Consider the following 25,778-nt stretch of genomic DNA (forward strand, 5'->3'; position numbering starts at 1 on the left):
GTTAGCACGCTCAAGCTTGAGCGCATGAGTCCCCGCCACGTCCTGCTCGCCGTCCTGGTCGCCGCCATCTGGGGCTTCAACTTCGTCGTGCTCAAGGTCGGTCTCGACGAGTTCCCGCCCATCCTGTTCTCCGCGCTGAGGTTCCTCGCGGCCGCGGTGCCCGCGATCTTCTTCGTCGGACGGCCGCGGGTCCCTTGGCGCTGGATCATCGCCGTCGGGCTGGTGCTCGGGGTCGCCAAGTTCAGCTTCCTGTTCATCGGCCTCAAGGCGGGCATGCCGGCGGGGCTGGGATCGCTGGTGCTGCAGAGCCAGGTGATCTTCACGACCCTGTTCGCGGCGGTCGTGCTGCGCGAACGGCCGAAGTCCGTGCAGATCACCGGGATCGCGCTGGCCGTCGCGGGCATCGGGGTGATCGCGTGGGACTACGGGCTCTCGTCGCCGCTGCTCGGGTTCGTGCTGCTGATCGCCGCGGCGGCCTGCTGGGGCGTGTCGAACGTGCTGATGCGGTACGCACGGCCGGCGGACACGCTGCGGTTCATGGTGTGGGTGAGCGCGGTCGCGGTGCTGCCGCTGTTCGCCCTGTCGGCGCTGACCGAGGACCTGAGCGCGCTCGGCCGCCTCGACTGGGCGGGCGTCGGCGCGGTCGGGTACGTCGCCTGGATCTCGACGCTGCTCGGGTTCGCCCTCTGGGGTTTCCTCCTGCGCCAGTACGAGTCGTCGGTCGTGGCGCCGTACTCGTTGCTGGTGCCCGTGTTCGGGATGCTCTCGGCGTGGGCGTTCCTCGGTGAGGACCTGACGCTGCTGCAGGGCCTGGCCGGCGGCCTGGTGCTCGCCGGGCTGGCTATTCCGCAGCTGCTGGGGCGCCGGGCGGCACGAACGGAAGTCCTGCCGGAGCCCCTCGTTCCAGCAGGTCGATGACGGCCTTGGTGTCGAGGTGGTCGGCGACCAGGTCGCCCAGCAGGTCCAGCTGGGCCTCGCGGAGGGCCTGGAAGCTCACCTCGCCGGGCTCGAAGTCCCGGCCCGCCCGTTCCGCTGCCCACAGCAGGAACCTCCGGCGGAACGCGTCGTTCTCCAGCAGGCCGTGCCAGTGCGTGCCGAGGACCCTCTCGGCCTGCGCGCCCTCGTCGCCGATCAGCGGCTGCTCGGCGTTGCGGACGACCTGGCCGTGGTGGATCTCGTAGCCGGTGACGGGTTCGTCCCACGCGGTACCCGACGGCGTCGCGAGGGTTTTGCGCGGCTGGAAGCGGATGTCGACGTCGAGCAGGCCGAGGCCGTCGACCGCGCCCTGCCCCGACTCCACCTCGTCCTCGATGCGCTTCGACAGCATCTGGAAGCCGCCGCAGATGCCGAGAACAGGACCGTCGAAGCGCTGGATCGCTTGCGCCAGGCCGGTGTCGCGCAGCCAGGCGAGGTCGGAGACGGTGGCTTTGGAGCCGGGCAGCACGACCAGGTCCGCGTCGGCGAGGCGGGACGGCTCCGTCACGAACCGCACGGAGACACCGGGTTCACAGGCCAGCGCCTCGACGTCCGTGGCGTTCGAGATGCGCGGCAGGCGGATGACGGCGACCCGCAGCCAGTCCCTGACGGGCGGCTGCGGCCTGCCGATGACGCCGTCCGCGTTGTAGGACAGGGAATCCTCGGCGTCGAGCCACAGTTCCTCGCGCCACGGCAGCACGCCGAGCACCGGCCGTCCGGTGAGGGCCTTCAGCTGGTGCAGGCCCGGTTCGAGCAGCCGCGCGTCACCGCGGAACTTGTTGACCACGAAGCCGGAGACCAACGCCTGGTCGGCCGCGTCGAGCACTGCGACCGTGCCGAAGAGGTGCGCGAACACGCCGCCGCGGTCGATGTCGCCGACGACCAGCACCGGCAGGCCCGCCTTCGTCGCGAGGCCCATGTTCGCGATGTCGTTGGCGCGCAGGTTGATCTCGGCGGGTGAGCCCGCGCCCTCGCAGATCACGACCTCGTGGTCGCTCCTGAGTTCCTCCAAAGTGGACAGAACGGTCCCGAGCAGCTGGTGCTTGCGTTCGCGGTAGCTCAGCGCGGAGACCTCACCGACCGCCTGGCCGAGCACGACGACCTGGGACGTGCGGTCGCTGCCGGGCTTGAGCAGCACGGGGTTGAACCGGACGCTGGGCTCCTTGAACGAGGCCCGCGCCTGCACCGCCTGGGCGCGCCCGATCTCGCCGCCGTCGAGTGTGACGAACGAGTTGTTCGACATGTTCTGCGCCTTGAACGGCACGACGTCGACGCCCTGGCGTGCCAGGAACCGGCACAGACCGGCCACCAGGACGCTCTTGCCCGCGTCCGAGGTCGTCCCACAGATCAACATCGCGCCCCGCATGGACGCCAATGCTGCCATCATCACCCCCATGGTCACCGTCGTGCTCATGCACAGCCCGTTCCTCGGCCCGTCGAGCATGCGCCCGCTCGCCGACGAACTGGCCTCCGACGGGGTGGCCGTGCTGCTGGCCGACCTGCAGATGACGATCAACGAGGCACCGGTGCACCAGCGGCTGATCGGCGCTTTCGCCGACGCCCTCGAGGACTCCGGCGTCCCCGGACCGCTGGTGCTCGTGGGCCACAGCGGCGCGGGGCCGTTGCTGCCGGCCTTCGCCGACGCGCTGGAACTCGACGTGGCGGGCCTGGTGTTCCTCGACTCCGACCTGCCGACGCCCGGAAAGGCTTGGCGCGAGACCGTCGACCCCGCGCTGGTGCGCCAGGTCAAGGCGTCCGTGCGGGACGGCAGGCTGCCGCGCTGGGACCGCTGGTTCGATTCGGACCCGCTGAAGCTCGTGCCGGCCGGACTGCGCGAGGAGATGCGCGACGAGGCACCCGAGGTGCCGTGGGAGTTCATGAAGGAGCAGCGCCCGGTCGTCGAGTGGTCAGGCGCCTGCGGGTACGTGCTGCTGTCGCCGGTCTACGAGGACGCGGCCGCCCGCGCGGAGGAGCTGGGCTGGCCGGTCGAACGCGTGGAGTCGCACCACCTGGCGGCCGCGACGTCACCCTCGGCGGTCGCGGCCGCGCTGAAGTCGGTGGTCAGCAGGCTCTGACCGGCGTCACAGGCGGCGGACGCGCGCGAGCCTGGCCGGCACGTCGAGCGGGTCGCCGATCCGCAGACCGGTGATGCCGGTCTCCCTCTCGTGGCTGATCCGCCCCCGGAACGCCGAGGTCAGCAGTTCCTCGACCGACCACTCCGGCTCGGCGAACGCGGCTCTGACGACCTCGTCGTCCACCTCCGGGCCGAAGTGCGGGCCGTCGGTCGACATGGCCAGCACGACGACGTGCCCGCCCGGTTCCAGGAGTCCGGCGAGCGACCGCACGTAGGCGGCGCGGCCGGCGGCGTCGAAGACGTGGAAGAGCGCGCAGTCGAGCACGGTGGCCCACCGCCGCGCGGGGAGCTCCAGTTCGGCCGGCCTCAGCACGTCACCCACCACGAACCACGGCGCGACGTCCTCCGCCGCGGCCTTGGCACGAGCCGTCTCGATCGCGCCCTCCGCGATGTCGACCCCGACCGCCTCGTACCCGGCGCGGCTGAGGAAGAGCGCGTTCTCCCCCGTGCCGCACCCGAGGTCGAGGACGGGACCGGTGAACCAGCCCTTCTCCTCGGCTTCGACGATCGCGGGCTGCGGCCGGCCGATGACCCAGGGGGTCACGCCCGACGCGTAGGCCTGGTCGTAGAAGTCCTTGTCCATCAGCACGGTCAGCTCCGGGCGCCGCGCTGGAGGACCACGCTGCCGGTGATCACGGGCGGGGCCGCGAAGACGGTGCCGACGAGGTCGAAGACCGCCTTCTTGCCCGACGCGCCCTCGATGTGGACGTCGAGCGCCTCCTGGTCGGTGAACGTGTCGAAGATCCCGTAGGTCTCGTCGTCGACCTTCACCGCGAAGAAGCTCGTCGTTCCCGGCTCGGCGTCCAGGACCTCCTTGGAGAACGCGAAGAACCTCTCCGCCTCCTCCTGCTTGCCGGGGAGGACCTTCAGCGTCGCCCAGATGGCCAGTTCGCCCGCGGTCCTCGCGACGACGTCCACGACCGCGAAGAAGTGCGGCCTGAACTCGGCGACGTCCTGCCAGTACACCTCCTCGTCGCGGAAGCCGGCCCGGCCGAGCAGCTCGTCGAAGCCTCCGAAGGTGGTCCAGGCACCGAGGTTGACCACCTGGCCGCCGTCGAGACTGCGGTGGAAGTTGACCCCGAGCAGTCCGGGCGTGCCGAGGGAGTCGGGCGCGTGCTTCCTCGCGAGCTCCAGCATCCGCTCCTGGTCGTCCGGGTTCACCGAGAAGACGCCGAAGTGCGCGAGCGGCGTGTCCCGCACCGAGAACCGGGTGAGGTCGGCGGGAGCGCTGAAGTCCACGGCGTACGTGCGCTTGTCGACCGGTTCGAAGCCCTCGAGCTGATCGGCGACGGACCACTCGGCGGGCACCTGCTCCGGCGGTTCGCCCTCGGCACGCCACTGGCTGTACACCACGAACTCGCCGTCGAGACCGGCCAGCAGCAACGCGGCGACGAACCCGTCGCGGCTCTTCAGCACGGACGGCAGCAGCTCACCGGCGCGCACGACGTCCGGGTTCCGGACGACGTCCTCGGGCCGTCCGGCAGGCCGGCGCGGCCGGGACGAGGTGCCCGACTCAGTGCTCGTGGCGCCGGCGAAGCGCTCGATCACCGTGATGACCGGCACGTTCGGACGGACGGTCAGCACATCGCCACGCGGCGCGGTTTCGGTGGTCATGGGGATCTCCTTCATCTGGGGAATCGCTCGTCCGCGATCACGTCTCCGACCGTAGCTTCATTTGCTCGCGCGCGCAAACAATTTCCCTTCAGGGCGCTCCCCCAGCAGAATGAGCGCATGGCTCACACTTCGTCCGGCATCGACGGCACTGCTCAGGACCGCGGCACGCTGACCCTGGAGGAACAGGCGATGTGGCGCGCGCTGGGCAGGGTCGTGCAACGGCTGCCCCGCCAGCTCGACGACGCCATGATGCGGTCGACCGGCCTCACGATGACCGAGTTCTCGGTGCTGCACGTGCTGTACGAGGCGCAGGACCAGACGCTGCGCATGAGCGATCTCGCCACCAGCACCGGCCTGTCGATCAGCCGGGTGAGCCGGGTGGCGCTCGCGATGGAGGGTCGCGGCTGGTGCGAGCGCCGCCGCGACGAGGAGGACGGCCGTTCGGCGCTCGCCTCACTGACCCCGGCCGGCGTGACCGAGGTACAGCGGGCGAAGGCGCACTACAGCGACATCGCCCGCCAGCACGTCCTCGACCGAGTGCCCCGCGAGAGCCTGCACGTCCTAGCCGAGGCACTCACGGCCATCGCGTCCCGCCCGTGACGGTCAGCAGACCGTGAGGATCTCCGAGCCCGTCTCGGTCACCACGATCGTGTGCTCGAACTGAGCGGTCCAGCTCTTGTCCCGCGTGGTGACGGTCCAGCCGTCGTCCCACATCTCGCCCTCGAACTCGCCGAGCGTGATCATCGGCTCGATCGTGAACGTCATGCCGGGCTCCAGCACCGTCTTCACCGACGGCTCGTCGTAGTGCAGGACCACGAGTCCGCTGTGGAACGTGCGGCCGATGCCGTGCCCCGTGAAGTCACGCACTACGCCGTACCCGAACCTCTTGGCGTACGCCTCGATGACGCGACCGACGACGTTCAGCTCACGACCGGGCTTCACGGCCTTGATGGCGCGCATCGTCGCCTCGTGCGTCCGCTCGACGAGGAGCTTGGCCTCCTCGGAGACGTTGCCCGCGAGGAACGTCGCGTTCGTGTCGCCGTGCACGCCACCGATGAAGGCCGTGACGTCGATGTTCACGATGTCGCCGTCCTCGACGACCGTGCTGTCCGGGATGCCGTGGCAGATGACCTCGTTCAGCGAGGTGCAGCACGACTTCGGGAACCCCCGGTACCCGAGCGTCGACGGGTACGCGCCGTTGTCGCACAGGAACTCGTGCGCCACAGCGTCGATCTCGTCCGTCGTCACACCCGGCACGACGACCTTGCCGGCCTCCTGCAACGCCTGCGCGGCGAGGCGCCCGGCCACCCGCATGGCCTCGATGACCTCGGGCGGCTGCACCCACGGGTCGGTGCTCTTCTGCGGCGCGGGCTTGTCCACGTACTCGGGACGCACGATGCGCGACGGCACCTGACGACGCGGGGATTGCACACCGGGTTGCAGCACAGCACGAACAGCCATGGTTCCCAGATTAGCCTTGCACGCGCGTGGGGCCCGGAGTGTGGTCCTTGGGTGGGGTGTGCGCGCACGGCTGTGCACGGCTGAGGTGGGCACCCACGCGCGCACAGCCCGTCACGGCTAGGCGAGCGCCCACGCGCGCACGACCCGCCACAGCTCAGGCAGCCACCTCGGGCACCCCACGCGCGCACGGTTCACCGCGGCACGCGCGGCAGGCTTCGCACCCACACGCGCGCCACCACAACTCGCCGCCCACGCGCACAACCCGTCACGGCTAAGCGGGCGCCCACGCGCGCACGGTTCACCACGGCCCACACGGCGGCCTCCGCCTCACACGCCCCACCACAACCCGGCGCCTACGCGCGCACGGCCCACCTCAGCCTGACCCCACTGCGGTCAGCCCTCACCCCTGCGTGGCTCGTCCCGCATCTCCCCCGGCTCCGGCTGCCGCGGCGCCGGCAACAGGATCCCCGCCCGAACCAGCCGCTCCCGCACCGTCAGATCCTTGGTCCTGCTCATCACGGCACCGCCTTCAGGAACCTCGCCGCCACGTCCACGGCTGGAGTCGAAGTCTCTCCGCTGAGCACCAGGGTCGCGAACGCGAGATCGCCCCGATAACCCATGAACCACCCGTGTGAGTGCACGCCGTCACCGAACTGCGCGGTACCAGTCTTGCCGCGCACGTCCCCGTACGGCTTGAGTTGCGGTGCAGTGCCGTTCTCGACGACCTCGCGCATCATCGCGCGCACCGGCTCCAGAGCGGCGGCGGGCGGTGCGGTGGGCTGCTTGTCCGCTTTGGTCTCCTTGCCGCGCACCAGTTGCGGCACCGGCATCGAGCCCTTCGCGATGGACGCGCCTACCAGCGCCATGCCGAACGGCGAGGCCAGCACCTTGCCCTGGCCGAACGAGTCCTCCGCGCGTTCCACGACGTCGGTCGCGGGCGGGACGGAGCCGGTGATCGTGGTGAGGCCCGCGATGTCGAAGTCGACGCCGAGGCCCAGCGACAGCGCCGCGTTCGGCAGCATCTCCGGGGTCATGTCCACGGCGAGTTGCGCGAAGGTGGTGTTGCAGGAGAACGCGAACGCCGAGTGCAGCGGGATCGTGCCCTTGTCGAACTCGCTCGAGTTCGGCACGATCCGGCGGCCGTCGATGGTGGTCTTGCCGGGGCACGGGACCGGGGTGTCGGCGGTGACCTTGCCGGACTGGATCACGGCGAGTGCCGAGACGGCCTTCATCGTGGAGCCCGGTGGGAAGCGGCCGGTCAGGGCCAGGGCTCCCTGGGCGTCGGCCGGGTCGTTCTGGGCGACGGCCAGGATGTCGCCGGTGGACGGTTGCAGCGCCACCAGGATCGTGGGTTCCTTCACCGGCTCGACGGCGTCCTCGGCAGCGGCCTGGACGATCCTCGACAGCGCGGTGTTCACGGCCTTGGCCGGTTCGGCGGCCTTCGAGTGCAGTTCCTCGACCTCGGCGCCCTGCGCGTCGACCGTGCTGACGCGGAAGCCCGCGTTGCCGGCGATCTCGTTCTCCATGAGCTTGCGCACCGCGGGCAGCACCTGGGAGCCGAACGTGCGGCTCGGCGCGAGCAGCGAGGTCTGCGCGCTGAACCGCACACCGGGCAGTTCGTAGATCTTCGGCTTCACCGTCTGGTAGTCGGGGTCGCGCAGCGCCGCCACCTGGTAGGCCTGGCCCTCGGGCGTCTTGGCGACGCCGTCGGTGATCGTCTGCTGGGTGATGGCCTTGTCGATCGGGTTCAACGCCTCGGCGAGGGTCTTGGTGACCGCGGCGACGTCACCGGCCTCCTTCGCGACGAGCAGCACCGACACGACGCGTTCGGGGGCGAGCAACGGCGTGCCGTCGCGGTCGAGCACCGGCGCCGGGTCCGGGGTGAGCTCGGTGAGCTTGACCGACTGCTGCGGCGCGAGCTTCGGGTGGGCCACCGACGACGCCCAGTGCACCTTCCACGTGTCGCCCTCCTGGCGCACGTCGAACTTGGTCGGGTACGTCCAGTGGCGGTTCTTGCCGAGGTTCCAGTCGAGCGTGACGGACGCCTCGGACGCGAGCTCGCCGTTCTTGCGGATCTGGTCGACCTTGCTGGTCAGGCCCTCCGGCTTGAGCGCTGCCCGGAACTTGTCCAGGGTCTCCTTGGCGTCGGTCGGGTTGTCGGTCATCCCGGCGGCACCCTGCACGTCACCGGACGCGAGCTTCGCCAGGAATTCGTTGGTGATCTCGGGTGCCCCCGGTTCCGATTCGAACAGCCCACAGCCGCTCACCGTCACCAGGACCACCGTGATCGTCGCGAGAAGGCGCACCCGCGCGAGTATGCCCGGTCAGAAGAGGACGGTGGCGTATTGCCCGACTTGTTCGAAACCGATCCGGCGGTAGGCGGCCTGCGCGACGTGGTTGTAGCCGTTCACGTAGAGGCTCGCCGTGCGGTTGAGAACGCGGGTCAGCCGGTCCGCGACCGCCGCCGTTCCCGCTGTTCCGATGCCTTCTCCCCGGCGGTCGGGGCGCACCCAGACGCCCTGGATCTGGCCGACCTTCGACGACATCGCGCCGATCTCGGCCTTGAACACGACCTCGCCGTGCTCGAACCTCGCGAACGCCCTGCCCGCGGCGATCAGCTCGCTCACCCGCGCCCGGTAGCCCGCGCCGCCGTCCTCGGCGCACGGATCGATGCCGACCTCCTCGATGAACATCGAGATGGCGGCGGGCAGGTAGCGGTTCAGCTCGCTGGGACGGACCTGGCGGACCATCGGGTCCGGGGTGATCTTCGGGGCCGTCGAGAGGGCCATCAGCGGCTGGTCGGCGCGGACCTCACGCGCAGGGCCCCAGTCCGGCTGCAGCTCGTCCCACAGCGTCAGGACCTGCTCGGCCGGGCCGACGAGGCTGGAACACATGCGGCCACGGCGCCGGGCGCGGTCGGCGAACATGCGCATCGCCGCGGCGCTGCCCTTGAGCGGGATCAGGTTCGGGCCGGAGAAGCAGAGGCCGTCGACCTTGCCCCTGACCGGCTTGGAGTCCGAGCCCCACATCTCACCGCCCAGCCGCCACGGGTCGAGGCCGGCGACTTCGACCCTCGCGGCGACCATGCACGCGGCAACGGGGTCCGTCTCGAAGACCCCGCGTACGTCGATCAGGTCGCGTTCGTCCAGCACGCGCGCTCCGGACAGCCTCAGCACGTCACCTAGCGTGCCAGATGGACCGTGTGTTCGACATCAGCCAACAGTGCCCTGTGCCTGGACACACGGTGAGGGGCGCCTCTCAGAACGAGAGACGCCCCTCACGTCGTTGCTGGTTATCAGCCGACGGTGACGGCGGGCGCGCCGCCCTCGACCGGCTCCATCTCCTCGGCGAGGCGCATGGCCTCCTCGATGAGGGTCTCGACGATCGCGTGCTCGGGCACGGTCTTGATGACCTTGCCCTTGACGAAGATCTGGCCCTTGCCGTTGCCGGACGCGACACCCAGGTCGGCCTCGCGGGCCTCGCCGGGGCCGTTCACGACGCAGCCCATGACGGCGACGCGCAACGGCACCTCCATGCCCTCCAGACCGGCCGTGACCTGCTCGGCGAGCGTGTACACGTCCACCTGGGCGCGGCCGCACGACGGGCAGGACACGATCTCCAGCTTGCGCGGGCGCAGGTTGAGCGACTGGAGGATCTGGTGGCCGACCTTGATCTCCTCGACCGGCGGGGCCGACAGCGACACCCGGATGGTGTCGCCGATGCCCTGGCGCAGCAGCGCGCCGAACGCGACGGCCGACTTGATGGTGCCCTGGAACGCGGGACCGGCCTCGGTCACGCCCAGGTGCAGCGGGTAGTCGCACTGCTCGGCCAGCAGCTCGTACGCCCGCACCATCACGACCGGGTCGTTGTGCTTGACGGAGATCTTGATGTCGTGGAAGTCGTGCTCGGCGAAGAGCGACGCCTCCCACATCGCCGACTCGGCCAGCGCCTCGGGCGTGGCCTTGCCGTACTTGGCGAGCAGGCGCGGGTCGAGCGAACCGGCGTTGACGCCGATCCGGATCGGGGTGCCGTGGTCCTTCGCGGCGGCCGCGATCTCCTTGACCTGGTCGTCGAACTTGCGGATGTTGCCCGGGTTGACCCGGACAGCGGCACAGCCGGCCTCGATGGCGGCGAAGACGTACTTCGGCTGGAAGTGGATGTCGGCGATCACCGGGATCTGGGACTTGCGGGCGATCGCCGGCAGCGCGTCCGCGTCGTCCTGCGAGGGGCAGGCGACCCGGACGATGTCGCAGCCGGCCGCGGTGAGTTCCGCGATCTGCTGCAACGTCGCGTTGACGTCCGACGTGAGGGTCGTCGTCATCGACTGGACGGAGACGGGGAACTCGCTGCCGACACCGACGTTGCCGACCATCAGCTGCCTGGTCTTGCGTCGCTCCGACAGCACCGGCGGCGGCAGTGCCGGCATTCCGAGCATCACGCCGTCACTCATGGGTTGTGCACCTTTCCGTGGATCACTTATTGCAACCTGATCGGGTTGACGATGTCGGCGGTCACGGTCAGCAGCGTGATGGCGCCGCCGATGAAGATGACCACGTAGGTGAGCGGCAACAGGCGCATGTAGTTGACCGGGGCGCCGGCGGGCTTCCCGCGCAGCTTCCTCACCCAGTCTCGCACCCGTTCGTAGAGGTTGACGGCGATGTGACCACCGTCAAGCGGCAGCAGGGGCAGGAGGTTGAACACACCGACGAAGAAGTTCAGGCCTGCGAGCATAAGGATGAAGAACGCCCACAGACCGCGTTCGGCCGCGTCACCACCCAGCCGTGACGCACCCACCACCGAGATGGGCGTGTCCAGGTCGCGCTCGCCGCCGCCGATGGCCTTGACCACGGCCGGGATGCGCTCCGGGAAGCGCATGAGGCCCTTCCAGGTGTTCACGAACATGTCGCCGGTGAACGCGATGGAGGCGGGCACCGCGGCGAGCGGGCTGTACTCGAAGTTCTGCTGCCAGGTGACGCCGATGGCGCCGACCTCCTTGACCTCGCGGCCGCCCTTGCCGTCGAGCACCTCGCGGGTGACCTGCGGCACGTTCACCGTGAGGGCGAGCTCCTTGCCGTCGCGCAGCACCTTGAACTCGGTCGGGCCCTTCAGGTCGCGGGTGACCTTGAGCATCTCCGACCACGTCGAGATCGGCTTGCCGGCGATGGCCGTGACCTCGTCACCGGGCTGCAGGCCCGCGTCCTTGGCCGGGGCCGGGGCGCCGGGCTGGCAGGGCGCGGTGAGGCCGACGGTGTGGTCCTGCACGCAGGGCGTGATCTCGGCGAGGACCGGCAGGTCCTTGTTGTTCGGCAGGCCGAGGGACATCGCGAGGATCAACAGGATGATGAAGCCGAGGATGAAGTGCGTGATGGAGCCGGCGGACAGCACGACGACGCGCTTCCACACCTTCTGGTTGTAGAAGGCGCGCTTGCGGTCGTCGGGGTGCACCTCGTCGAGCGCCGTCATGCCGGTGATCTCGCAGAACCCACCGGCCGGGATCGCCTTCAGGCCGTACTCGGTCTCGCCCTTGCGGAACGAGAAGAGCTTCGGGCCGAAGCCGATGAAGTAGCGGGTGACCTTCATGCCGAAGGCCTTGGCGGTCAGCAGGTGCCCGAACTCGTGCAGCGCGATGGACACCGCGATGCCGAACGCGAACAACAGCACCCCGAGGATGTTGATGAATGTGTTCACGAGAAGTTCAGTTCCTTCCAACCAGCTCGCGGGCACGTGCGCGTGCCCAGTCCTCGGCGGCCATGACCTCCGCGACGTCCGCGGGGTCGTTCACCCATTCGTTCGCCTCGCCGAGAACCTGGCCGATGGTGTCCACGATCGACAGGAACGACGTGTGGCCGGCGACGAAGGAGGCGAGCGCCTCCTCGTTCGCGGCGTTGTAGATCGCAGGATGGCAACCACCGGTGGTGCCGGCCTGCCGCGCGAGCTCGACCGCCGGGAACGTGACGCTGTCCAGCGGTTCGAACGTCCACGAGGTGGCGGTGTCAAAGGTACAGGCGGGCGCGGCACCCGCGACGCGTTCGGGCCACCCCAGCCCGAGCGAGATCGGCAGCCGCATGTCCGGAGGCGACGCCTGCGCGAGCGTCGAGCCGTCCGTGAAGGTGACCATCGAGTGAATGATGGACTGAGGATGGACCACGACGTCGACCCGGTCGTAGGGGACCCCGAACAGCAGGTGCGCCTCGATCAGCTCGAGCCCCTTGTTGACGAGGTTCGCCGAGTTGATGGTGACGACCTGCCCCATCGACCACGTCGGGTGCGCCATGGCCTGCTGCACGGTGACCGCTTCGAGCTCTTTGCGGCTTTTGCCCCGAAAAGGCCCGCCGGATGCCGTGAGAACCAGTTTGTGCACTTCGTTCTCGGTGCCACCGCGAAGGCATTGCGCGAGCGCCGAGTGCTCGGAGTCGACCGGCACGATCTGACCGGGCTTCGCCGCCCCCAGCACGAGCGGCCCGCCCGCGATGAGCGACTCCTTGTTCGCGAGGGCGAGCGTGGCCCCGGTCTCGAGGGCCTTGAGCGACGGCTCCAGCCCCCTGGACCCGTCCATGCCGTTGAGGACGACGTCCGCCGGACACGCCTCGATCAGGTCGACCATGCTGGTCAGCGTCCTGACACCGGGCACGTCGGCACCGTTCGCGACGGCGACCGCGGGGACGTCGAACTCTGCTGCCTGCTCCTTGAGCAGGTCCAGCTGACGCCCGCCCGCGCCGAGCCCGACGACCTGGAAGCGGTCGCGGTTGCGCCGGATGACGTCGAGCGCCTGGGTGCCGACCGAGCCGGTCGACCCCAGGATCAGGACAGTGCGTGGAGTACTCATCGCCCCTCATTGTTCCGGAGAGTGCCTGAGAGCCTCGGCACAGCCCGTTACTTTGATAACGGAGTGGTTTTGGAGGTGTGAAGTCGCCAGATCGAGGGCATTCCAGCGGCGTCAAGTCGTTGGAAGGAGACTCTCGGTGGGCATCCTCGGATGGATCGTGCTCGGCCTGCTGGCCGGAGCCATCGCCAAGGCGATCATGCCGGGCAAAGACCCGGGCGGAATCATCATCACGATGCTGATCGGCATCGTTGGCGCGATCCTGGGCGGATTCATCGGATCTGCCGTCTTCGGGACCGACCTCGGCTCGTTCTTCGAGATTCGGACGTGGCTGCTGGCCATTGTCGGAGCGCTGATCCTGCTGGGCATCTACCGGCTGGTCACGGGTCGGCGGAGCCACGCTTAGCCGCTTCAGACGTTTGGGGCCGTTCGGGTGACACTCGAACGGCCCTGTTTTTTGGTCGCGGCTGTGTTTTTTGCCGCGGCTCCGCCGCGGCGGCGAGTTCGCCGGGGAGCTGGTCGTCCGGCCGCCGCTTCGCCGCGATTGGGCTTCGCCGAATCACGACGAAGGGGCGACCGGACGACCAGCGCGAACTCGCGGCTGTGGGCATGGCTGACCTTCGGCGACGCCAACGGTCAGCGGGCACGCCAGTGTTGCTGGAGCTGCGCGGCGCCGGTCACTCCAGGCATCCCCGGCCTCAGGTCGCGATGCCCGCGTCGCGGGCCAGCAGGGCCGCCTGCACGCGGTTCGTCAGGCCCAGCTTCGCCAGCAGGCGCGACACGTACGTCTTCACGGTCGCCTCCGACATGTGCAGCTTCGCGCCCACGTCGGCGTTCGACATCCCCTGCCCGAGCAGCGCGAGCACCTCCACCTCGCGGTCGGTCAGGCCCTCGACGGCCTTCTGCGCCTCCTGCCGCTTCGGCTGGCCGGACGTCGCCACCATGCCGACCACGCGGGACGTGACCATCGGCGACAGGTACGCCTCGCCGTTGTGCACCGCGCGCACGGCGCGCAGCAGCTCCTCGGGCGCGGAGTCCTTCAGCAGAAATCCAGCGGCGCCGTCGGACAACGCGCGCACGATGTTGTCGTCCTCGCCGAACGTCGTCAGCATCACGACCCGCACCGAAGGTGCCACGACCCGCAGTTCCTTCGCGCACGCCAGGCCGTCCATGCGGGGCATGCGGATGTCGAGCACCGCCACGTCGACCCGGCGCTCGCGGACGATCTGCACCGCCTCGCGGCCGTCGCCCGCCTCCGCGACGAGCTCGATGTCGTCGGCGGTGCCGAGGATGGCCTTGATGCCCGCGCGCATCAGCGGCTCGTCGTCGGCGATGAGCACCCGGATCATTGACCTGTCCTCTGCACGTGGATCTTCTTCTCGACCAGCTTGCCGTCTCGGAAGCAGAAACGCACCACCCTGGTGCCCTTCGCGAGGTACGACTGCTCGTCGGTGATGTGGTAGACGCACCGGGCGCCCGGTGGTTCGGGGGACGCCTGCGACTTGCGTTCGCCGTCGGCCACCAGGGGTTCGTCGCCCGCCGGGAGGAGCGCGAGGACGTCGGCCTCGGGCTGGCCCTCCTGGATGCGGTCCAGGTTCTCCTGCGACACCACCTCGGTCACCGGCTGGGCGCCGAGGAAGGTGAAGCCGCCGATGATGATCGTCAGCACCAGGGTCGCGCCCGCGATCGAGCCGACCCCCGCCCACTTGCGGATGCCGCGCGGCGATTCCGCCTCGTCCTGCTCGTCCTCGGGCTCGTCGGGGAGCGCGGTCTCCTCGTAGGGCAGCACGGCGGCGATGCGGAAGCCACCGGACGGGAGTGCGCCGACGTGCAGGATGCCGCCGGCGACGCGGACTCGTTCGGTGAGGCCGATCAGGCCCACACCCGGTGCACCGGCCGGCGAACCGGCGCGTGACGGGTTGTTGCGCACCTCCACGACGAGGGCGTCCGGCTCGTACTTCACCGTCACCTGCACGGCTGCGCCTGGCGCGTGCTTGGCGGCGTTGGTCAGGCCCTCCTGTGCGACGCGATAGGCGGCGTGAGAGACGCGTGACGGCAACGGGTGTGCCTGTCCGCCGCGCACCAGACTGACCAGAACGCCTGCCTTGCGCGCGTCGGCGACCAACGAGTCGATGGACTCCGCGGTGCGTGTCGCCGGGTCGTCGTCGGGGCCGTCCTCGGCCCGTAGGACGCCGATGATCGCCCGCAACTCCCCCATGCCGGTCAACGCCGCCGAGCGCAGCACCCCGATCGCCTCGCGCTGCTTCTCCCCCAGCGACGGGTCCAAAGCCAGCGCGCCGGCGTGCACCGAGATCAGCGACAGCCGGTGGCCGAGGCTGTCGTGCATGTCCTGGGCGATGCGGCTGCGCTCGCGCAGGCGGACCTGCCGCGACAGCATCTTGTGCTCGCCGCGCATGCGGGCCTCGCGTTCCTGCATGGCGAGCACCAGCGCCTCGCGCTGCGCCAGGTACCGCCCGACGAGGAACGGCAGCGCCACGCCCACGCCGAAGATCGTGATCAGGATGAGCATCCCGTAGACGGGCTCGATGTCGAGCGGGCGCGCGTCCCAGTCCCACAGCAGCACCACGACGACGAACGTGATCGTCGTCGACACCACCGCCTTGACCCACGACTCGATCCGGCGGCCCGCCGTGTAGCTCAGCACCACCATCGCCGCGGGCCCGAGGAACGTCAGCGCCGCGCCGCCGATCATCGCCGTCGCGGGCAGCAGGTGCCGCAACGGCAGCAGGACGACGTAGACCGCGAAGATCCCGGCGAGCGTCCAGCCCGACGCCTTCGTCTCGGCCCACGGCCCCGGCCACACGTCCAGCAGGAGCGCCGCGACCAGCACGATCAGGTCGCCGACGAGCCGCACCACGGTCAGCCCGCGCAGCCGCGCCAGGGTGTCGGCGCGGAACACCTCCGCCCTGGTGCGCACAGCAGTAATCACGCTCTCAAGTTAACGAGACGTCCCATGTCCGCGCGGCACGCTGGAGTATCGATTTCCCGCGACGAAAGTTGATGTCGCGGTCATCCAGGTCGCGTGGAACCCGTTCGACGAGGTTCGAAGAACCCTCCCCGCTCGCGACCGCCTCGGCAGACTCCGCCCCCTGCACATCGATCTCAGGGGGAAAGATGAGAAAAGCGTTGTGTGTTCTGTTCGCCGCCGCTCTGGCTCTGATGACGCTGCTGGGGACGGCGTCGGCGTCGGTGGCGAAGCCGGTCGAGGTCAACCTGAGCGGTCCCGCGGAGGTGGGGGCGCCGGCACAGCCCGACGTCTCGGCCCAGGCCCTGTCGTGCGGTAGCGGCAACATGTGCGCGTGGCCGGTCGGCGACGGCAGCAGCAGCCGCTGCGGCTGGGGTGTCGCCGACCCCGACTGGCAGGGCGGGGACGTCCGGTGCTCGTGGTCGGGAACGCGCGCGGTGCGAGCGGTCGAGAACGCCGGTGTCAGCACGTCCTACACCAGGGTGTGCCTGTACCCCGGGGCGAACTACAGCGGCAGCGTCGCCTACTGGGTGGCCCGCGGCGCGGAGGCACCGAACTTCCCGAACGTGCTGATCCGCTCCCACAAGTGGGTCACCGGGAACACCTGCTGGTGACCGGGTGACCACCTGGGGCCGTCCGGCACCGTCCGAAGTGGACGCGCGCCGTGACGGCCCCGGCCGCGTTCACCGCCCCGCGCCGAGCACCCGCAGCCCCAGCGGGGTGATCAGGTGACGGGCGAAGTTCTCCTCCCGCTCGGTGGCGATGAGGCCCGCCTCGCGCAGGACACCCGTGTGGTGGCTCACCGTGGCGGGGGCGACGCCCACCAGCTTCGCCAGCCTGCCGGTGGTGCTCCCGCCGACCACGGACCTCAGGATCGACGCCCTGGTGGCGCCCAGCAACGCGGTCAGCCGGCACCCGGCCGCCCGCTCACCGGCCAGCAGGCGGACCTCGGCCCGGATCGGGAACACCAGCGCCGGGTGAGCCGGCGCGACCAGGTGGTGCGCGGCGAAATAGCAGGGGATCACCGTGAGACCCCGTCCGCCGAGGTGCAGGTCGCGGCCGTGCGCGTGGTCCACGGACAGCACCGGCGGATGCCACCGGGTGGCGGCGCCGAGCGTGCTCAGCAGCCCTTCCGGACCGCGGTTCAGGTACTGGTGGATCCTGGCCGCCGCGTCGGCGCACAGCCCGTGCTCGATGACCGGCAGGTGCGGCTCGATCACGCACCGGCGGTAGACGGACAACGCCCGGCGCAGCCGCCGGAGAGCGGCGGGCCCGGCCGCGACGAGGTCGTCAGGCCAGTGGGGCGCCACCGCCAGCACGGTGTGCACCGCCCTTCGCAGGTCCGGGTCGCGTGCGGCGAGCTCGCGCACGCGGCGGCGCCACGGGCCGAAACACGGGTCGTCCTCTCGTCTCCCCAGGACCAGGGCGCTGCTGATGGTCTCCCACATCAGGTCGGTCTCCAGCTTCAACCGCGTGAGCGCGATGTCGCGGTCGGTGAAGTGGATGCGCAGCTGCGGCACGACTTTCCTCCCCCAAGGAACTGCCGATGGCCTCCGTGAGAGAAGTCGTGCGCGCAGGAGCGGAGATACAGCCCCGGCCAGAAGTTAGGCCAGCCGTGCGACGGATCCGGCCCTGCGCGCACGCCACGACGCGAACACGACACCGATGATCAACAGCAGTGCCGTCGCCGTCACCATCAACGTCGACAGCGCCACGACCTCCGGCGAGATCCCGCGCTTCGACGCCTGCGCGTAGACGAACACCGGCAACGTCGTCGAGCCGACACCGGTCAGGTACGACGAGATCACCACGTCGTCGAACGACAGCAAGAACGCGAACGCCGCACCCGCCGCCACCGCGGGCGCCACGAGCGGCAGCGTCACGGTCCGGAACGCCACGAACGGCGACGCCCCGAGGTCGGCCGCGGCCTCCTCCATCCGCACGTCCATCCCGGACACCCGCGACCGCACCACGACGACCACGAAGCTCAGCGAGAACGCCACGTGCGCGCACAGCAGCGCCCCGAACCCCAGCGGCACACCGGCGAGCTTGACGAAGAAGCCGAGCATCGCCACGCCCATCACGACCTCGGGCACCACGAGCGGCAGCGACAGCAGCACCGTCCACAGAGCACGGCCGGGAAACGCCCTGCGCAGGCCGAAAGCGGCCAGCGTCCCGATCACCGTCGAGATCACCGCCGACGCCAGCGCCAGTTGCAGTGTCAGCTGCAACGACGCGAAAACCCGTGTGTCGTCAGCGAGTTCCGCGTACCACTGCAGCGAGAACCCGCTGATGCGCGACAACGACCGCGACGAGTTGAACGACGCGATGGCGAGCCACGCGATCGGCGCGTACAAGAACAGGAACACGAGGGCCACCACGACACCGAGCACCCACGGACGACGGTTCACAGCACGTCCTCCCCACGCCGTCCGCGCAGGACCAGCACGAACACCACCAGCACAAGCAGCAGCACCGCCATCGCCGAGCCGAGGGGCCAGTTGTTGCCGCCGCGGAACTGGTCGTCGATCACCGACCCGAACGTCGACTGGTCCACGCCGCCGAGCAGCTTCGGCGTCACGAAGTCACCCGCCGCGGGCACCAGGACCAGCAACGACCCGGCCAGCACACCGCTCATCACCCCAGGCAGCACCACTCGGAAGAACGTCGACACACGGCCGTGGCCGAGGTCGTACGACGCCTCCACGAGCCGCATGTCGAACCGTTCGCACGCCACGTACAGAGGCAGCACCATGAACGGCAGGAAGCCGTACGTCAGACCGAGCACCACGGCGCCGTCGGTCAGCAGGAATCCGCCGTCGCGGTCCAGTCCGACCCACCCGAACACGGTGTTCACGAGCCCCTCGCCGTCCAGCAACGCCTTCCACGCGTAGATCCGCGCGAGGTAGCTCGACCAGAACGGGATCAGCACGGCCGCGAGCAGCGCCGTCCGGTAGCGCCCGCCGTACCGCGCGATGAACCACGCCAGCGGGAAGCCGAGCAGCAGGCACGCGAGCGTGGTCGCGCCGGCGTAGAGCAGGGTCCGCCCGAAGATCGGCAGGAACGCCGGGTCCAGCGCCGTCCGGTACGCCTGGACCGTCCACGGCAGCACCGCGCGGGCGACACCGGTGTGCCGCGTCGCGAAGCTGAACTCGACGACCACGACGAGCGGCGCGATCAGGAAGAACCCCAGCCAGACCCCGGTCGGGGCGAGGAGGGCGTTGGCCTTCAGCCAGCGTCGGAACACGAGCGCACATCCTGCCACCCGACACGGCCGCGAACATTCGTGTACCGTTGTGAACATGAGTGTTCACCTGCTGCAGACGGCGACGTCCGTGCTGCTCAAGGACCCGACGGCGTCCCTCAGCGACGTCGCGCGGGCGGCCGGTGTCGGGAGGACCACACTCCACAATCGCTTCCCCACCCGCGCGGCGCTGGTCCGCGCGGTCGCGAGCGACGCGCTCGACCTCATCTACTCGGTCGCGCGCCAGGTCGACTTCGACGCCGACGGAGCACTCGAGGACCTGGTCACCCGGCTGGTCGCGCTGGGCCCGCGGGTGGAGTTCCTGCTCCGCTTCCCCGGCCTCGAACGCGACGAGGAACTGGCGGCCCGCATCCGCGAGATGGACCGGCCCGTGCTCGACCTGATCACCCGGCTGCAGGGCACGACGCTGCGCCGCGACCTGCCCGCGTGGTGGATCCTCCAGACCCTCTACGCCGGGCTCTTCAACGCCTGGGAGGCGATCAGCGACGGCCGTCTCGCGCCGCTGGACGCTCCCCGGTTCGTGCTCACCACTGTGTTCGAGGGGGTAGCAGGTGCTGGAGCAACTGACCGGGCATGAAGACCCGCATCCGATCTACGAACGGCTGCGCGCGCACGGCCCGCTGACGACCGACAACGGAATGTGGATCACCACGAGCCACACGATCGCCAACAAGGTCCTTCGTGACCGCCGGTTCGGCGTCCGGCTCGCCGACGGCAGCTCCCCGGCCAACGGCAGCCTGCTGCCCGACTCGTTCCTGGAGCTCGACCCGCCGGACCACACGCGGCTGCGCAGGCTCGCGATGCCGGCGTTCAGCCCGAAGAAGATCGACGAGTACCGGGCGCGGGTCGAGAAGGTCGCCGACGCCCTGCTCGACCGGGACGAGTTCGACCTGATCGCGGACTTCGCGGCGCCGCTGCCGATCTCGGTGATCAGCGACCTGCTCGGCATCCCCGACTCCGACACCGCCGAGTTCGCCGACTACGGCGCGCTCGTCGCCGCGTCGTTCGACTCGGGTGTCACGCCGGAGATGGCGAACGCCCACGACAAGGTGCTCGCGTTGTTCGACCGGCTCATCGCGCAACGCCGCCGGACACCCGGTGACGACGTGATCAGCTCGCTCGTCGCCGCGGAGGCGGAGCAGAAGCTCACCGCGCAGGAGATGGTCGGCACGCTGGTGTTGCTGCTGGTCGCGGGCTTCGAGACCACGGTGAACCTCATCGGCAACGCCACGCGGGCGCTGCTCGACCACCCCGCGCAGTGGAAGCTGTTCAAGGCGAACCCCGAGCTCGCGCCCGCGGTCGTCGAGGAGACCCTGCGGTGGGCGCCGCCGGTGCAGCTGACCAGCCGCATCGCGCACGAGGACGTCGACCGGATCGCCAAGGACGAGTGGATCACCGTGCTGATCGGCGCGGCGAACCGCGACCCCGAGGTGTACCCGGAGGCGCACAAGTTCGACGTGATGCGCGTGCACAAGCCGGAGCACCTCGCGTTCTCCAGCGGCATCCACTACTGCCTGGGCGCGACGCTCGCGCGCATGGAGGGCGACGTGGCGTTGCGCGCGCTCGCCCGCCGGATGCCCGATCTCCGGCAGACCGGCCCGATCGAGTTCCGCGACTCGGTGGTGATCCGCGGCATGAGGTCTATGCCGGTCAGCCGGTCTTGACCTTCGTCCAGGCGTCCGCGTAGAGCGCTTCGGCGTCGCCGCCGAGGTCCTTGGTGAACGGGAGCTTCGCGAGCTGGTCGTCCGGCGGGTAGACCACCGGGTCGTTCAGCAGCTCCTTGTCGATCAACGGCTTCGCGGCGGCGTTGGGGCTGCCGTAGCGGACGGCGTTGGACAGCGCCGCCCCCGCCTCCGCACCGAGGACGAAGTCGATGAACCGGTGCGCGTTCGCGGCGTGCGGCGCGTCCTTCGGGATGACCAGGAGGTCCACATAGGACAGTCCACCCTCGCTCGGGATGGCGTAGCCGATGTCGTCGTTGGTGTCGCTGGCCTGGAACGCGTCACCGGAGTACGCCTGCGCGAGCCGCACCTGGCCCGAGGTGAGCGGTTCGATCACGTCCGAGGTGATCTGGCCGAGCTTCTTCTTCAGCGACAGCAGGAAGTTCGCGGCGTCGTCGATCTGCTTCGGATCCGTGGTGTTCGGGTCGTGGCCGAGCTTCAGCAGCCCGATCGCCATGCCGTCGCGGGCCTCGTCGAGGATCGAGCTGCGCCCCCGGGCGTCCGGCAGGTCGAAGGCGTCGAAGCTCGTCACCTCGCCGCCGATCTGCGACTTCGAGTACGCCAGCCCCGTCGTGCCCCAGGCCCACGGCACGGAGAACCGGTTGCCGGGGTCGTACTCGGCCTCGGCGAACCTCGGTTCCAGGTTGCGCAGGTTCGGGATCGCGTCGTGGTCGAGCGGCTGCAGCAGGCCGGACCGCAGGAACCGGCGCAGGAAGTTGTCGCTCGGCACCACGAGGTCGTAGCCGGCCTGACCGGACGCGATCTTGGCTTCCATCTCGTCGTTGGTGGAGAAGTTGTCGTACGTGACCTCGATGCCGCTGATCGAGCTGAAGCCCGGCAACGTCTCCGGCGCGATGTAGTCGGTCCAGTTGTAGAAGTTGAGCTTCGGCTCGTCGGCCAGGTTCGCGGCCTTGGCCGCGCTCGCACCGCCGGAGTCCGTGGGCGCCGGACCGACCGCGCAGGCCGCCAGGGCGAAGAACGCCATCGAGCCCAGCATCGTGCGCCGGGTCACCCGAGGGCTGTCGACGTCCCACAGCCGGGCGATCCTGAGCTCACCCATCGCCCGGCTCCAGCAGCACGGTGAACTCGGGGTCCCACGCCATCCGCACGGCCTGGCCAGGCGCGCCCGCGTCGTCGATGCGGCGGGCGTTCTGCACGAACGCCGTGAGCACGCCCGCGGGCGTCTCGACCACGAACTGCGTCGAGACGCCGGTGTAGACGACGTCCTGGACGACGCCCCGGAGCACGCACCAGCCCGTCGGCGGCTCGGCGGTCTCGTCGAACAGATGCACCTTCTCCGGGCGCACCGTCGCGGCGACCTCCCTGCCGTGGCCCACCGCGCCGGAGAACCCGGCACGCAGGTTCGTGGCGCCGGGAGCGTCGAGCGACACCATCCCACCGTCCACACCGGACACCCTGGCGTCGAGGATGTTGGACGTGCCGATGAACCCGGCGACGAACCGGGTCGCGGGCCGTTCGTAGACGTCCTCGGGGTAGCCGACCTGCTCGATCCTGCCCGCGTTCATGACGGCGACGCGGTGCGAGAGGACCAGCGCCTCCTCCTGGTCGTGCGTGACGTAGAGGAACGTCGTGCCGACCTCGCGCTGGATGCGCATCAGCTCCATCTGCAGCTCCTTGCGGAGCTTGGCGTCGAGTGCGCCGAGCGGTTCGTCGAGCAGGAGCAGCCGGGGACCGGCGGCGAGCGCACGGGCGATGGCCACGCGCTGCTGCTGACCGCCGGAGAGCTGGGCGGGCCTGCGCTTCGCGAACTGCGAGAGCCGCACGAGTTCGAGGTGCTCGCCGACGCGCTTCTTCAACTCGGCGCCGCGGACCTTCTTGCGCTTGAGGCCGTACGCGACGTTGTCCCACACCGACATGTGCGGGAACAGCGCGTACGACTGGAAGACGGTGTTGACGTCGCGCCGGTAGGGAGGGACGCCCACCATGTCGTTGCCGTCGAGCTCGATGCGGCCCTCGTCGGGGTCGGCGAACCCGGCGATCATGCGCAGCACCGTGGTCTTGCCGCAGCCCGACGGGCCGAGCACCGAGAAGAACTCGCCCTCGTGGACGTTCAGCGACACGCCGTCGACCGCCACCTGGTCGGAGAAGCGCTTGCGCACGCCGTGGAGACCGATCTCGACGGGGGCGAACGTGTCCGGGGTGGAGGCCTCGGCGGGGGAGAAGCCGGTCAAGTCGAGGCGCCTTCGCAAGGTCGAACGGGTGGGGCCGCCCAGAGCGTAACCCGCCCGACCTGGCTCGTAAGGCGTGCGCGCGCGACCTCACACATCCGTGCCCACCCACATGTGCGACGATGACCTCGTAATCCGGATGAGCAGTGGAGGAAACCGTGGCTTCGTCCTCGGAACTGGACAAGCGTCCTGCCGTCGACCCTCACGAGGAGCCGTCGCACGAGTGGGGCTGGCACGGCCAGCTGCCCAAGGGCACGCGCATCGCCGGCTGGCTCTCCGCGATCTTCTGCTTCCTGATGCTGATCGGCAACCACCACGGTCAGACCGAGAACATCTGGCTCGTCGCCTCCGGTGTCTCGATCATCGCACTGCTGCTGTGGGACGCCGCGCGCCGCAAGAAGCCCTGGCGCAGCTGATCAGCCTTCCGCTCATGCCCCGAATGCGGTCCACCGCATCCGGGGCATGAGCCGTTTCTGACGCCCCTGGAGACCTGGTCTCTGGTAGAAACCAGGGGTGATCAGGAACGTTTACAGCAAGGAGTGCCCCTGCCGCGGCCTGCTGGACATGGTCGCGTCGAGGTGGACCGCGCTGGTGATCGGCGATCTGGAGGACGGGCCGCGGCGGTTCAGCGAGCTGAAGAAGCGGCTGGAGGGCATCAGCCAGAAGATGCTCACCCAGACGTTGCGCACGCTGGAGCGCGATGGGCTCGTCACGCGCACGGTCTACCCCTCGGTGCCGTTGCGCGTCGAGTACGAGCTGACCGAACTGGGGCGAAGCGTCACCGAGCCGCTGGCCGCGCTGCGGTCGTGGGCGCAGCGGAACTACGAGACCGTGGCCGAGGCGCGGGAGACGTTCGACAAGGCCGAGCCGGTCGGCGCGGAGCCCGCCACGGCCCGCTGATCAGGCGAGGACCCACCCCTGCAGGAACTCCTGCTTGTAGCCCTCGCAGTTCTCCACCACCGAGTCGAAGTGGTGCCCGCCCAGGTTGCAGCGGTAGAGCGGCAGGGTCTTCACGTCGGCGGGCTTCGCGGTGAAGACGTAGCCGAGAACGCCGCCGTAGCGGGTCTGCCCCTCGCAGGTCGCCGAGGAGGAGGTCATCCGGTCCTCGGAGTTGTTGATGACGCAGCTGTAGAGCGGTTTGGTGTTCGGCTCCTGCTTCGCGAGCAGCTTGCCCAGGCCACCGGTGTTCTCGACCGCGAAGCCGGGCGGGACGGCGATGTTCGGCGTTCCGCTGTAGTGCCAGCCGTTCCCGTTGCGGTAGCGGGAGAACGCGAGGCTTTCGCGAGGGGGCGCCGGTGGCGTCGTCTGCTGCGGGGGCTGGCCCGGCTGCGTCGCCTGCACGGACTTCGAGGTCTGAGTGGACGACGGCGCCGCGCTGCTGCTGCTCGGGGCGGCGCTGCTGCTGCTCACCGCCGTGCTGGAGGGCGCGCTGCTCGTCGTGGAGGACGGCTGTTCGGAGGCCAGGCCCTGCTGCGCCGCGGCCGCCTCGCCCTGCCGCGTGTCCGGCTTGATCAGGAACACGGCCGCGAGCGCGACCACCACGACCACCGCCGCGGCACCGGCGAACAGCCCGACCTTCTTGCGGGACTTCGGTTTCTCGTCCCAGTCCGCGTGCGTGGGCGTGTTCGGCGCGACGAAGCTCGTGACCGGCTCGATCACCACGGTCTGCTCCGACGGCGACAGCGGCTTGACCGTCGTGGTGGCGCCGCTGAGCCGTTCCCGCAGCTGGGCGGCCGTGAGCCGGCGCGTGTCGTCCTGGGCCAGCAACGCCATGACCGTGTCGGCGAGCGGGCCCCTGGTCCGCTGGAGGACCGGCTGCTCGTACATGATCGCGTGCATGGTGGCCGCGGTCGTGTCCCGTTGGAACGGTGAACGGTCTCGACGGCGTGGAACATGGTGGCGCCCAACGCCCACAGGTCGCTCGCCGGTGAGGGCTGCTTGCCCGCGAACAGCTCCGGCGCCATGTAACCGGGCGAGCCCATGATGCCGCCGGTCGCCGTCAGGCCCGGGTCGTCCATCGCGCGGGCGATGCCGAAGTCGGCGAGCTTCACGCGCCCGTCGGGCAGCACCATGATGTTGCTGGGCTTGACGTCCCGGTGCACGATGCCCGCCGCGTGCGCCGCCTCCAGCGCGTTGAGCGTCTGCAGGCCGATGTTCGCGACCTCGTCCTCGGTGAGGCTCCTGCGGGCCATGACCTCGGACAGCGTCGGCGCCTCGACGAGCTCCATGACCAGGTACGTCACGCCGTGCTCGACGATGACGTCGTAGATGCCGACGACGTTCGGGCTGTTCAGGCGCCCTGCCGTGCGGGCTTCGCGCAGCACCCGCTCGGTCTCGGTGGTCCGCAGCTCCTTGAGCGCGACCTGCCGGCCGATCACCCTGTCCTCGGCGAGCCAGACGACCCCCATGCCGCCGCGGCCCAGCTCTCTGATCGTCGCGTACCTGCCCGCGACCAGCCTCGTCTCGTCCCCCACGACGCCGCATGGTAGCCGCACGGTCGTATCGGCCGGTTTCCTGTCCTGTTCTGTCCGCTGACAGTGCGTACCGGGTTCGCTACCGTTCGAGATGGTCTAGACCGCTTCCCTGTCCTCGCGTTGAAGGCGGTCTGCT

The 25,778-nt window shown here is 69.8% G+C and carries 27 protein-coding genes; 9 read left to right on the forward strand and 18 right to left on the reverse strand.

Annotated elements, in window-relative coordinates; translation table 11 throughout:
- Positions 1–24 precede the first annotated feature (24 nt).
- Entirely contained in the window at positions 25–918 is an 894-nt protein-coding gene (locus BMY74_RS18440) for an EamA family transporter (protein ID WP_089917493.1), read from the forward strand.
- On the opposite strand, the gene BMY74_RS18445 is transcribed toward BMY74_RS18440, so the two are convergent.
- A complete protein-coding gene (locus BMY74_RS18445) occupies positions 842–2,341 on the reverse strand; it encodes a cobyric acid synthase (protein ID WP_089917494.1) in 1,500 nt (499 codons plus the stop codon). The genes BMY74_RS18440 and BMY74_RS18445 overlap by 77 nt on opposite strands.
- A 28-nt stretch (positions 2,342–2,369) precedes the next feature.
- Between BMY74_RS18445 and BMY74_RS18450 the strand changes: the two genes are divergently transcribed.
- A complete protein-coding gene (locus BMY74_RS18450) occupies positions 2,370–3,050 on the forward strand; it encodes an alpha/beta fold hydrolase (protein ID WP_089917496.1) in 681 nt (226 codons plus the stop codon).
- Between the two features lie 6 nt (positions 3,051–3,056).
- Here BMY74_RS18450 and BMY74_RS18455 read toward each other — a convergent pair whose 3' ends face one another.
- Both BMY74_RS18455 and BMY74_RS18460 read right to left on the reverse strand, forming a co-directional pair.
- Positions 3,057–3,692, reverse strand: coding sequence for a class I SAM-dependent methyltransferase (locus BMY74_RS18455; RefSeq protein ID WP_089917745.1), 636 nt, complete (start codon positions 3,690–3,692; stop codon positions 3,057–3,059).
- Positions 3,693–3,700: 8 nt separating this feature from the next.
- Positions 3,701–4,723: a putative quinol monooxygenase gene (locus BMY74_RS18460; RefSeq protein ID WP_177229804.1), complete on the reverse strand. Its 1,023-nt coding sequence runs from the start codon at positions 4,721–4,723 to the stop codon at positions 3,701–3,703.
- A gap of 117 nt (positions 4,724–4,840) precedes the next feature.
- Here BMY74_RS18460 and BMY74_RS18465 point away from each other — a divergent pair, with 117 nt between their 5' ends.
- Positions 4,841–5,323, forward strand: a complete 483-nt coding sequence (locus BMY74_RS18465; protein WP_089917499.1) for a MarR family winged helix-turn-helix transcriptional regulator — start codon at positions 4,841–4,843, stop codon at positions 5,321–5,323.
- Positions 5,324–5,326: 3 nt separating this feature from the next.
- Here the strand turns inward: BMY74_RS18465 and map are convergent, their stop codons facing one another.
- From map to dxr, 7 genes are all read right to left on the reverse strand, one after another.
- Complete coding sequence (gene map / locus BMY74_RS18470; RefSeq protein WP_089917500.1) at positions 5,327–6,184, reverse strand: type I methionyl aminopeptidase; 858 nt, start codon at positions 6,182–6,184, stop codon at positions 5,327–5,329.
- Positions 6,185–6,577: 393 nt separating this feature from the next.
- A complete protein-coding gene (locus tag BMY74_RS46660; RefSeq protein ID WP_281244984.1) occupies positions 6,578–6,700 on the reverse strand; it encodes a hypothetical protein in 123 nt (40 codons plus the stop codon).
- The gene (locus tag BMY74_RS18475; RefSeq protein WP_089917502.1) at positions 6,700–8,490 is read right to left on the reverse strand and encodes a penicillin-binding transpeptidase domain-containing protein; all 1,791 of its coding nucleotides are present in this window, start codon (positions 8,488–8,490) and stop codon (positions 6,700–6,702) included. The genes BMY74_RS46660 and BMY74_RS18475 overlap by 1 nt, the downstream gene beginning before the upstream one ends.
- An 18-nt stretch (positions 8,491–8,508) precedes the next feature.
- Positions 8,509–9,360, reverse strand: a complete 852-nt coding sequence (locus BMY74_RS18480; protein ID WP_089917504.1) for a GNAT family N-acetyltransferase — start codon at positions 9,358–9,360, stop codon at positions 8,509–8,511.
- A gap of 119 nt (positions 9,361–9,479) precedes the next feature.
- Complete coding sequence (ispG, locus tag BMY74_RS18485) at positions 9,480–10,610, reverse strand: flavodoxin-dependent (E)-4-hydroxy-3-methylbut-2-enyl-diphosphate synthase (RefSeq protein WP_089917747.1); 1,131 nt, start codon at positions 10,608–10,610, stop codon at positions 9,480–9,482.
- Between the two features lie 50 nt (positions 10,611–10,660).
- Positions 10,661–11,872, reverse strand: a complete 1,212-nt coding sequence (locus tag BMY74_RS18490) for a M50 family metallopeptidase (protein WP_245786208.1) — start codon at positions 11,870–11,872, stop codon at positions 10,661–10,663.
- A 7-nt stretch (positions 11,873–11,879) separates the two neighbouring features.
- A complete protein-coding gene (gene dxr / locus BMY74_RS18495) occupies positions 11,880–13,010 on the reverse strand; it encodes a 1-deoxy-D-xylulose-5-phosphate reductoisomerase (RefSeq protein WP_089917506.1) in 1,131 nt (376 codons plus the stop codon).
- A gap of 136 nt (positions 13,011–13,146) precedes the next feature.
- Here dxr and BMY74_RS18500 point away from each other — a divergent pair, with 136 nt between their 5' ends.
- Entirely contained in the window at positions 13,147–13,413 is a 267-nt protein-coding gene (locus BMY74_RS18500) for a GlsB/YeaQ/YmgE family stress response membrane protein (RefSeq protein ID WP_089917507.1), read from the forward strand.
- Between the two features lie 292 nt (positions 13,414–13,705).
- On the opposite strand, the gene BMY74_RS18505 is transcribed toward BMY74_RS18500, so the two are convergent.
- Entirely contained in the window at positions 13,706–14,356 is a 651-nt protein-coding gene (locus BMY74_RS18505; protein WP_089917510.1) for a response regulator, read from the reverse strand.
- Positions 14,353–15,957, reverse strand: a complete 1,605-nt coding sequence (locus BMY74_RS18510) for a sensor histidine kinase (protein WP_143091612.1) — start codon at positions 15,955–15,957, stop codon at positions 14,353–14,355. The genes BMY74_RS18505 and BMY74_RS18510 overlap by 4 nt, the downstream gene beginning before the upstream one ends.
- 185 nt (positions 15,958–16,142) lie before the next feature.
- Between BMY74_RS18510 and BMY74_RS18515 the strand changes: the two genes are divergently transcribed.
- Positions 16,143–16,607 (forward strand): hypothetical protein, encoded by a 465-nt coding sequence (locus BMY74_RS18515; protein ID WP_143091613.1) that lies wholly within the window; start codon positions 16,143–16,145, stop codon positions 16,605–16,607.
- 69 nt (positions 16,608–16,676) lie between these two features.
- On the opposite strand, the gene BMY74_RS18520 is transcribed toward BMY74_RS18515, so the two are convergent.
- The 3 genes from BMY74_RS18520 to BMY74_RS18530 all read right to left on the reverse strand — a co-directional run bounded on the left by BMY74_RS18520 (position 16,677) and on the right by BMY74_RS18530 (position 19,240).
- Complete coding sequence (locus tag BMY74_RS18520; protein ID WP_089917514.1) at positions 16,677–17,513, reverse strand: ArsR/SmtB family transcription factor; 837 nt, start codon at positions 17,511–17,513, stop codon at positions 16,677–16,679.
- Positions 17,514–17,597: 84 nt separating this feature from the next.
- A complete protein-coding gene (locus BMY74_RS18525) occupies positions 17,598–18,404 on the reverse strand; it encodes an ABC transporter permease (protein ID WP_089917516.1) in 807 nt (268 codons plus the stop codon).
- Entirely contained in the window at positions 18,401–19,240 is an 840-nt protein-coding gene (locus tag BMY74_RS18530) for an ABC transporter permease (RefSeq protein ID WP_245786209.1), read from the reverse strand. Before BMY74_RS18530 ends, BMY74_RS18525 begins: the two co-directional genes overlap by 4 nt.
- Positions 19,241–19,295: 55 nt before the next feature.
- Between BMY74_RS18530 and BMY74_RS18535 the strand changes: the two genes are divergently transcribed.
- Together BMY74_RS18535 and BMY74_RS18540 are read left to right on the forward strand one after the other, a co-directional pair.
- Positions 19,296–19,835 (forward strand): TetR/AcrR family transcriptional regulator, encoded by a 540-nt coding sequence (locus BMY74_RS18535; protein WP_089917519.1) that lies wholly within the window; start codon positions 19,296–19,298, stop codon positions 19,833–19,835.
- A complete protein-coding gene (locus tag BMY74_RS18540; RefSeq protein WP_143091614.1) occupies positions 19,810–20,922 on the forward strand; it encodes a cytochrome P450 in 1,113 nt (370 codons plus the stop codon). Before BMY74_RS18535 ends, BMY74_RS18540 begins: the two co-directional genes overlap by 26 nt.
- On the opposite strand, the gene BMY74_RS18545 is transcribed toward BMY74_RS18540, so the two are convergent.
- Both BMY74_RS18545 and BMY74_RS18550 read right to left on the reverse strand, forming a co-directional pair.
- Positions 20,909–22,039, reverse strand: coding sequence for a polyamine ABC transporter substrate-binding protein (locus BMY74_RS18545; protein ID WP_089917523.1), 1,131 nt, complete (start codon positions 22,037–22,039; stop codon positions 20,909–20,911). The two genes, BMY74_RS18540 and BMY74_RS18545, sit on opposite strands and share 14 nt — an antisense overlap.
- Positions 22,032–23,171 carry an ABC transporter ATP-binding protein gene (locus tag BMY74_RS18550; protein WP_089917526.1) on the reverse strand — a complete coding sequence of 380 codons (1,140 nt, stop codon included), beginning with the start codon at positions 23,169–23,171 and terminating at the stop codon, positions 22,032–22,034. Before BMY74_RS18550 ends, BMY74_RS18545 begins: the two co-directional genes overlap by 8 nt.
- A gap of 155 nt (positions 23,172–23,326) precedes the next feature.
- Here BMY74_RS18550 and BMY74_RS18555 point away from each other — a divergent pair, with 155 nt between their 5' ends.
- Both BMY74_RS18555 and BMY74_RS18560 read left to right on the forward strand, forming a co-directional pair.
- Entirely contained in the window at positions 23,327–23,584 is a 258-nt protein-coding gene (locus tag BMY74_RS18555; protein WP_089917754.1) for a DUF2631 domain-containing protein, read from the forward strand.
- Positions 23,585–23,681: 97 nt separating this feature from the next.
- The gene (locus BMY74_RS18560) at positions 23,682–24,068 is read left to right on the forward strand and encodes a winged helix-turn-helix transcriptional regulator (protein ID WP_218159662.1); all 387 of its coding nucleotides are present in this window, start codon (positions 23,682–23,684) and stop codon (positions 24,066–24,068) included.
- Positions 24,069–24,823: 755 nt separating this feature from the next.
- Here the strand turns inward: BMY74_RS18560 and BMY74_RS46830 are convergent.
- Positions 24,824–25,642 (reverse strand): serine/threonine-protein kinase, encoded by an 819-nt coding sequence (locus BMY74_RS46830; protein ID WP_342717294.1) that lies wholly within the window; start codon positions 25,640–25,642, stop codon positions 24,824–24,826.
- Positions 25,643–25,778 lie beyond the last annotated feature (136 nt).

The sequence above is a fragment of the Lentzea albida genome (genome assembly GCF_900111005.1).
Lineage (GTDB): Bacteria > Actinomycetota > Actinomycetes > Mycobacteriales > Pseudonocardiaceae > Lentzea > Lentzea albida.

Excerpts from the sequence above, each read along its gene's own strand:
- BMY74_RS46660 (WP_281244984.1), bottom strand. The coding sequence starts at position 6,700 with ATGAGCAGGACCAAGGATCTGACGGTGCGGGAGCGGCTGGTTCGGGCG.
- BMY74_RS18460 (WP_177229804.1), bottom strand. The coding sequence starts at position 4,723 with ATGACCACCGAAACCGCGCCGCGTGGCGATGTGCTGACCGTCCGTCCG.
- BMY74_RS18465 (WP_089917499.1), top strand. The coding sequence starts at position 4,841 with ATGGCTCACACTTCGTCCGGCATCGACGGCACTGCTCAGGACCGCGGC.
- dxr (WP_089917506.1), bottom strand. The coding sequence starts at position 13,010 with ATGAGTACTCCACGCACTGTCCTGATCCTGGGGTCGACCGGCTCGGTC.
- ispG (WP_089917747.1), bottom strand. The coding sequence starts at position 10,610 with ATGCCGGCACTGCCGCCGCCGGTGCTGTCGGAGCGACGCAAGACCAGG.
- BMY74_RS18440 (WP_089917493.1), top strand. The coding sequence starts at position 25 with ATGAGTCCCCGCCACGTCCTGCTCGCCGTCCTGGTCGCCGCCATCTGG.
- BMY74_RS18545 (WP_089917523.1), bottom strand. The coding sequence starts at position 22,039 with ATGGGTGAGCTCAGGATCGCCCGGCTGTGGGACGTCGACAGCCCTCGG.
- BMY74_RS18455 (WP_089917745.1), bottom strand. The coding sequence starts at position 3,692 with ATGGACAAGGACTTCTACGACCAGGCCTACGCGTCGGGCGTGACCCCC.
- map (WP_089917500.1), bottom strand. The coding sequence starts at position 6,184 with ATGGCTGTTCGTGCTGTGCTGCAACCCGGTGTGCAATCCCCGCGTCGT.
- BMY74_RS18445 (WP_089917494.1), bottom strand. The coding sequence starts at position 2,341 with ATGCGGGGCGCGATGTTGATCTGTGGGACGACCTCGGACGCGGGCAAG.
- BMY74_RS18505 (WP_089917510.1), bottom strand. The coding sequence starts at position 14,356 with ATGATCCGGGTGCTCATCGCCGACGACGAGCCGCTGATGCGCGCGGGC.
- BMY74_RS18450 (WP_089917496.1), top strand. The coding sequence starts at position 2,370 with ATGGTCACCGTCGTGCTCATGCACAGCCCGTTCCTCGGCCCGTCGAGC.
- BMY74_RS18535 (WP_089917519.1), top strand. The coding sequence starts at position 19,296 with ATGAGTGTTCACCTGCTGCAGACGGCGACGTCCGTGCTGCTCAAGGAC.
- BMY74_RS18515 (WP_143091613.1), top strand. The coding sequence starts at position 16,143 with ATGAGAAAAGCGTTGTGTGTTCTGTTCGCCGCCGCTCTGGCTCTGATG.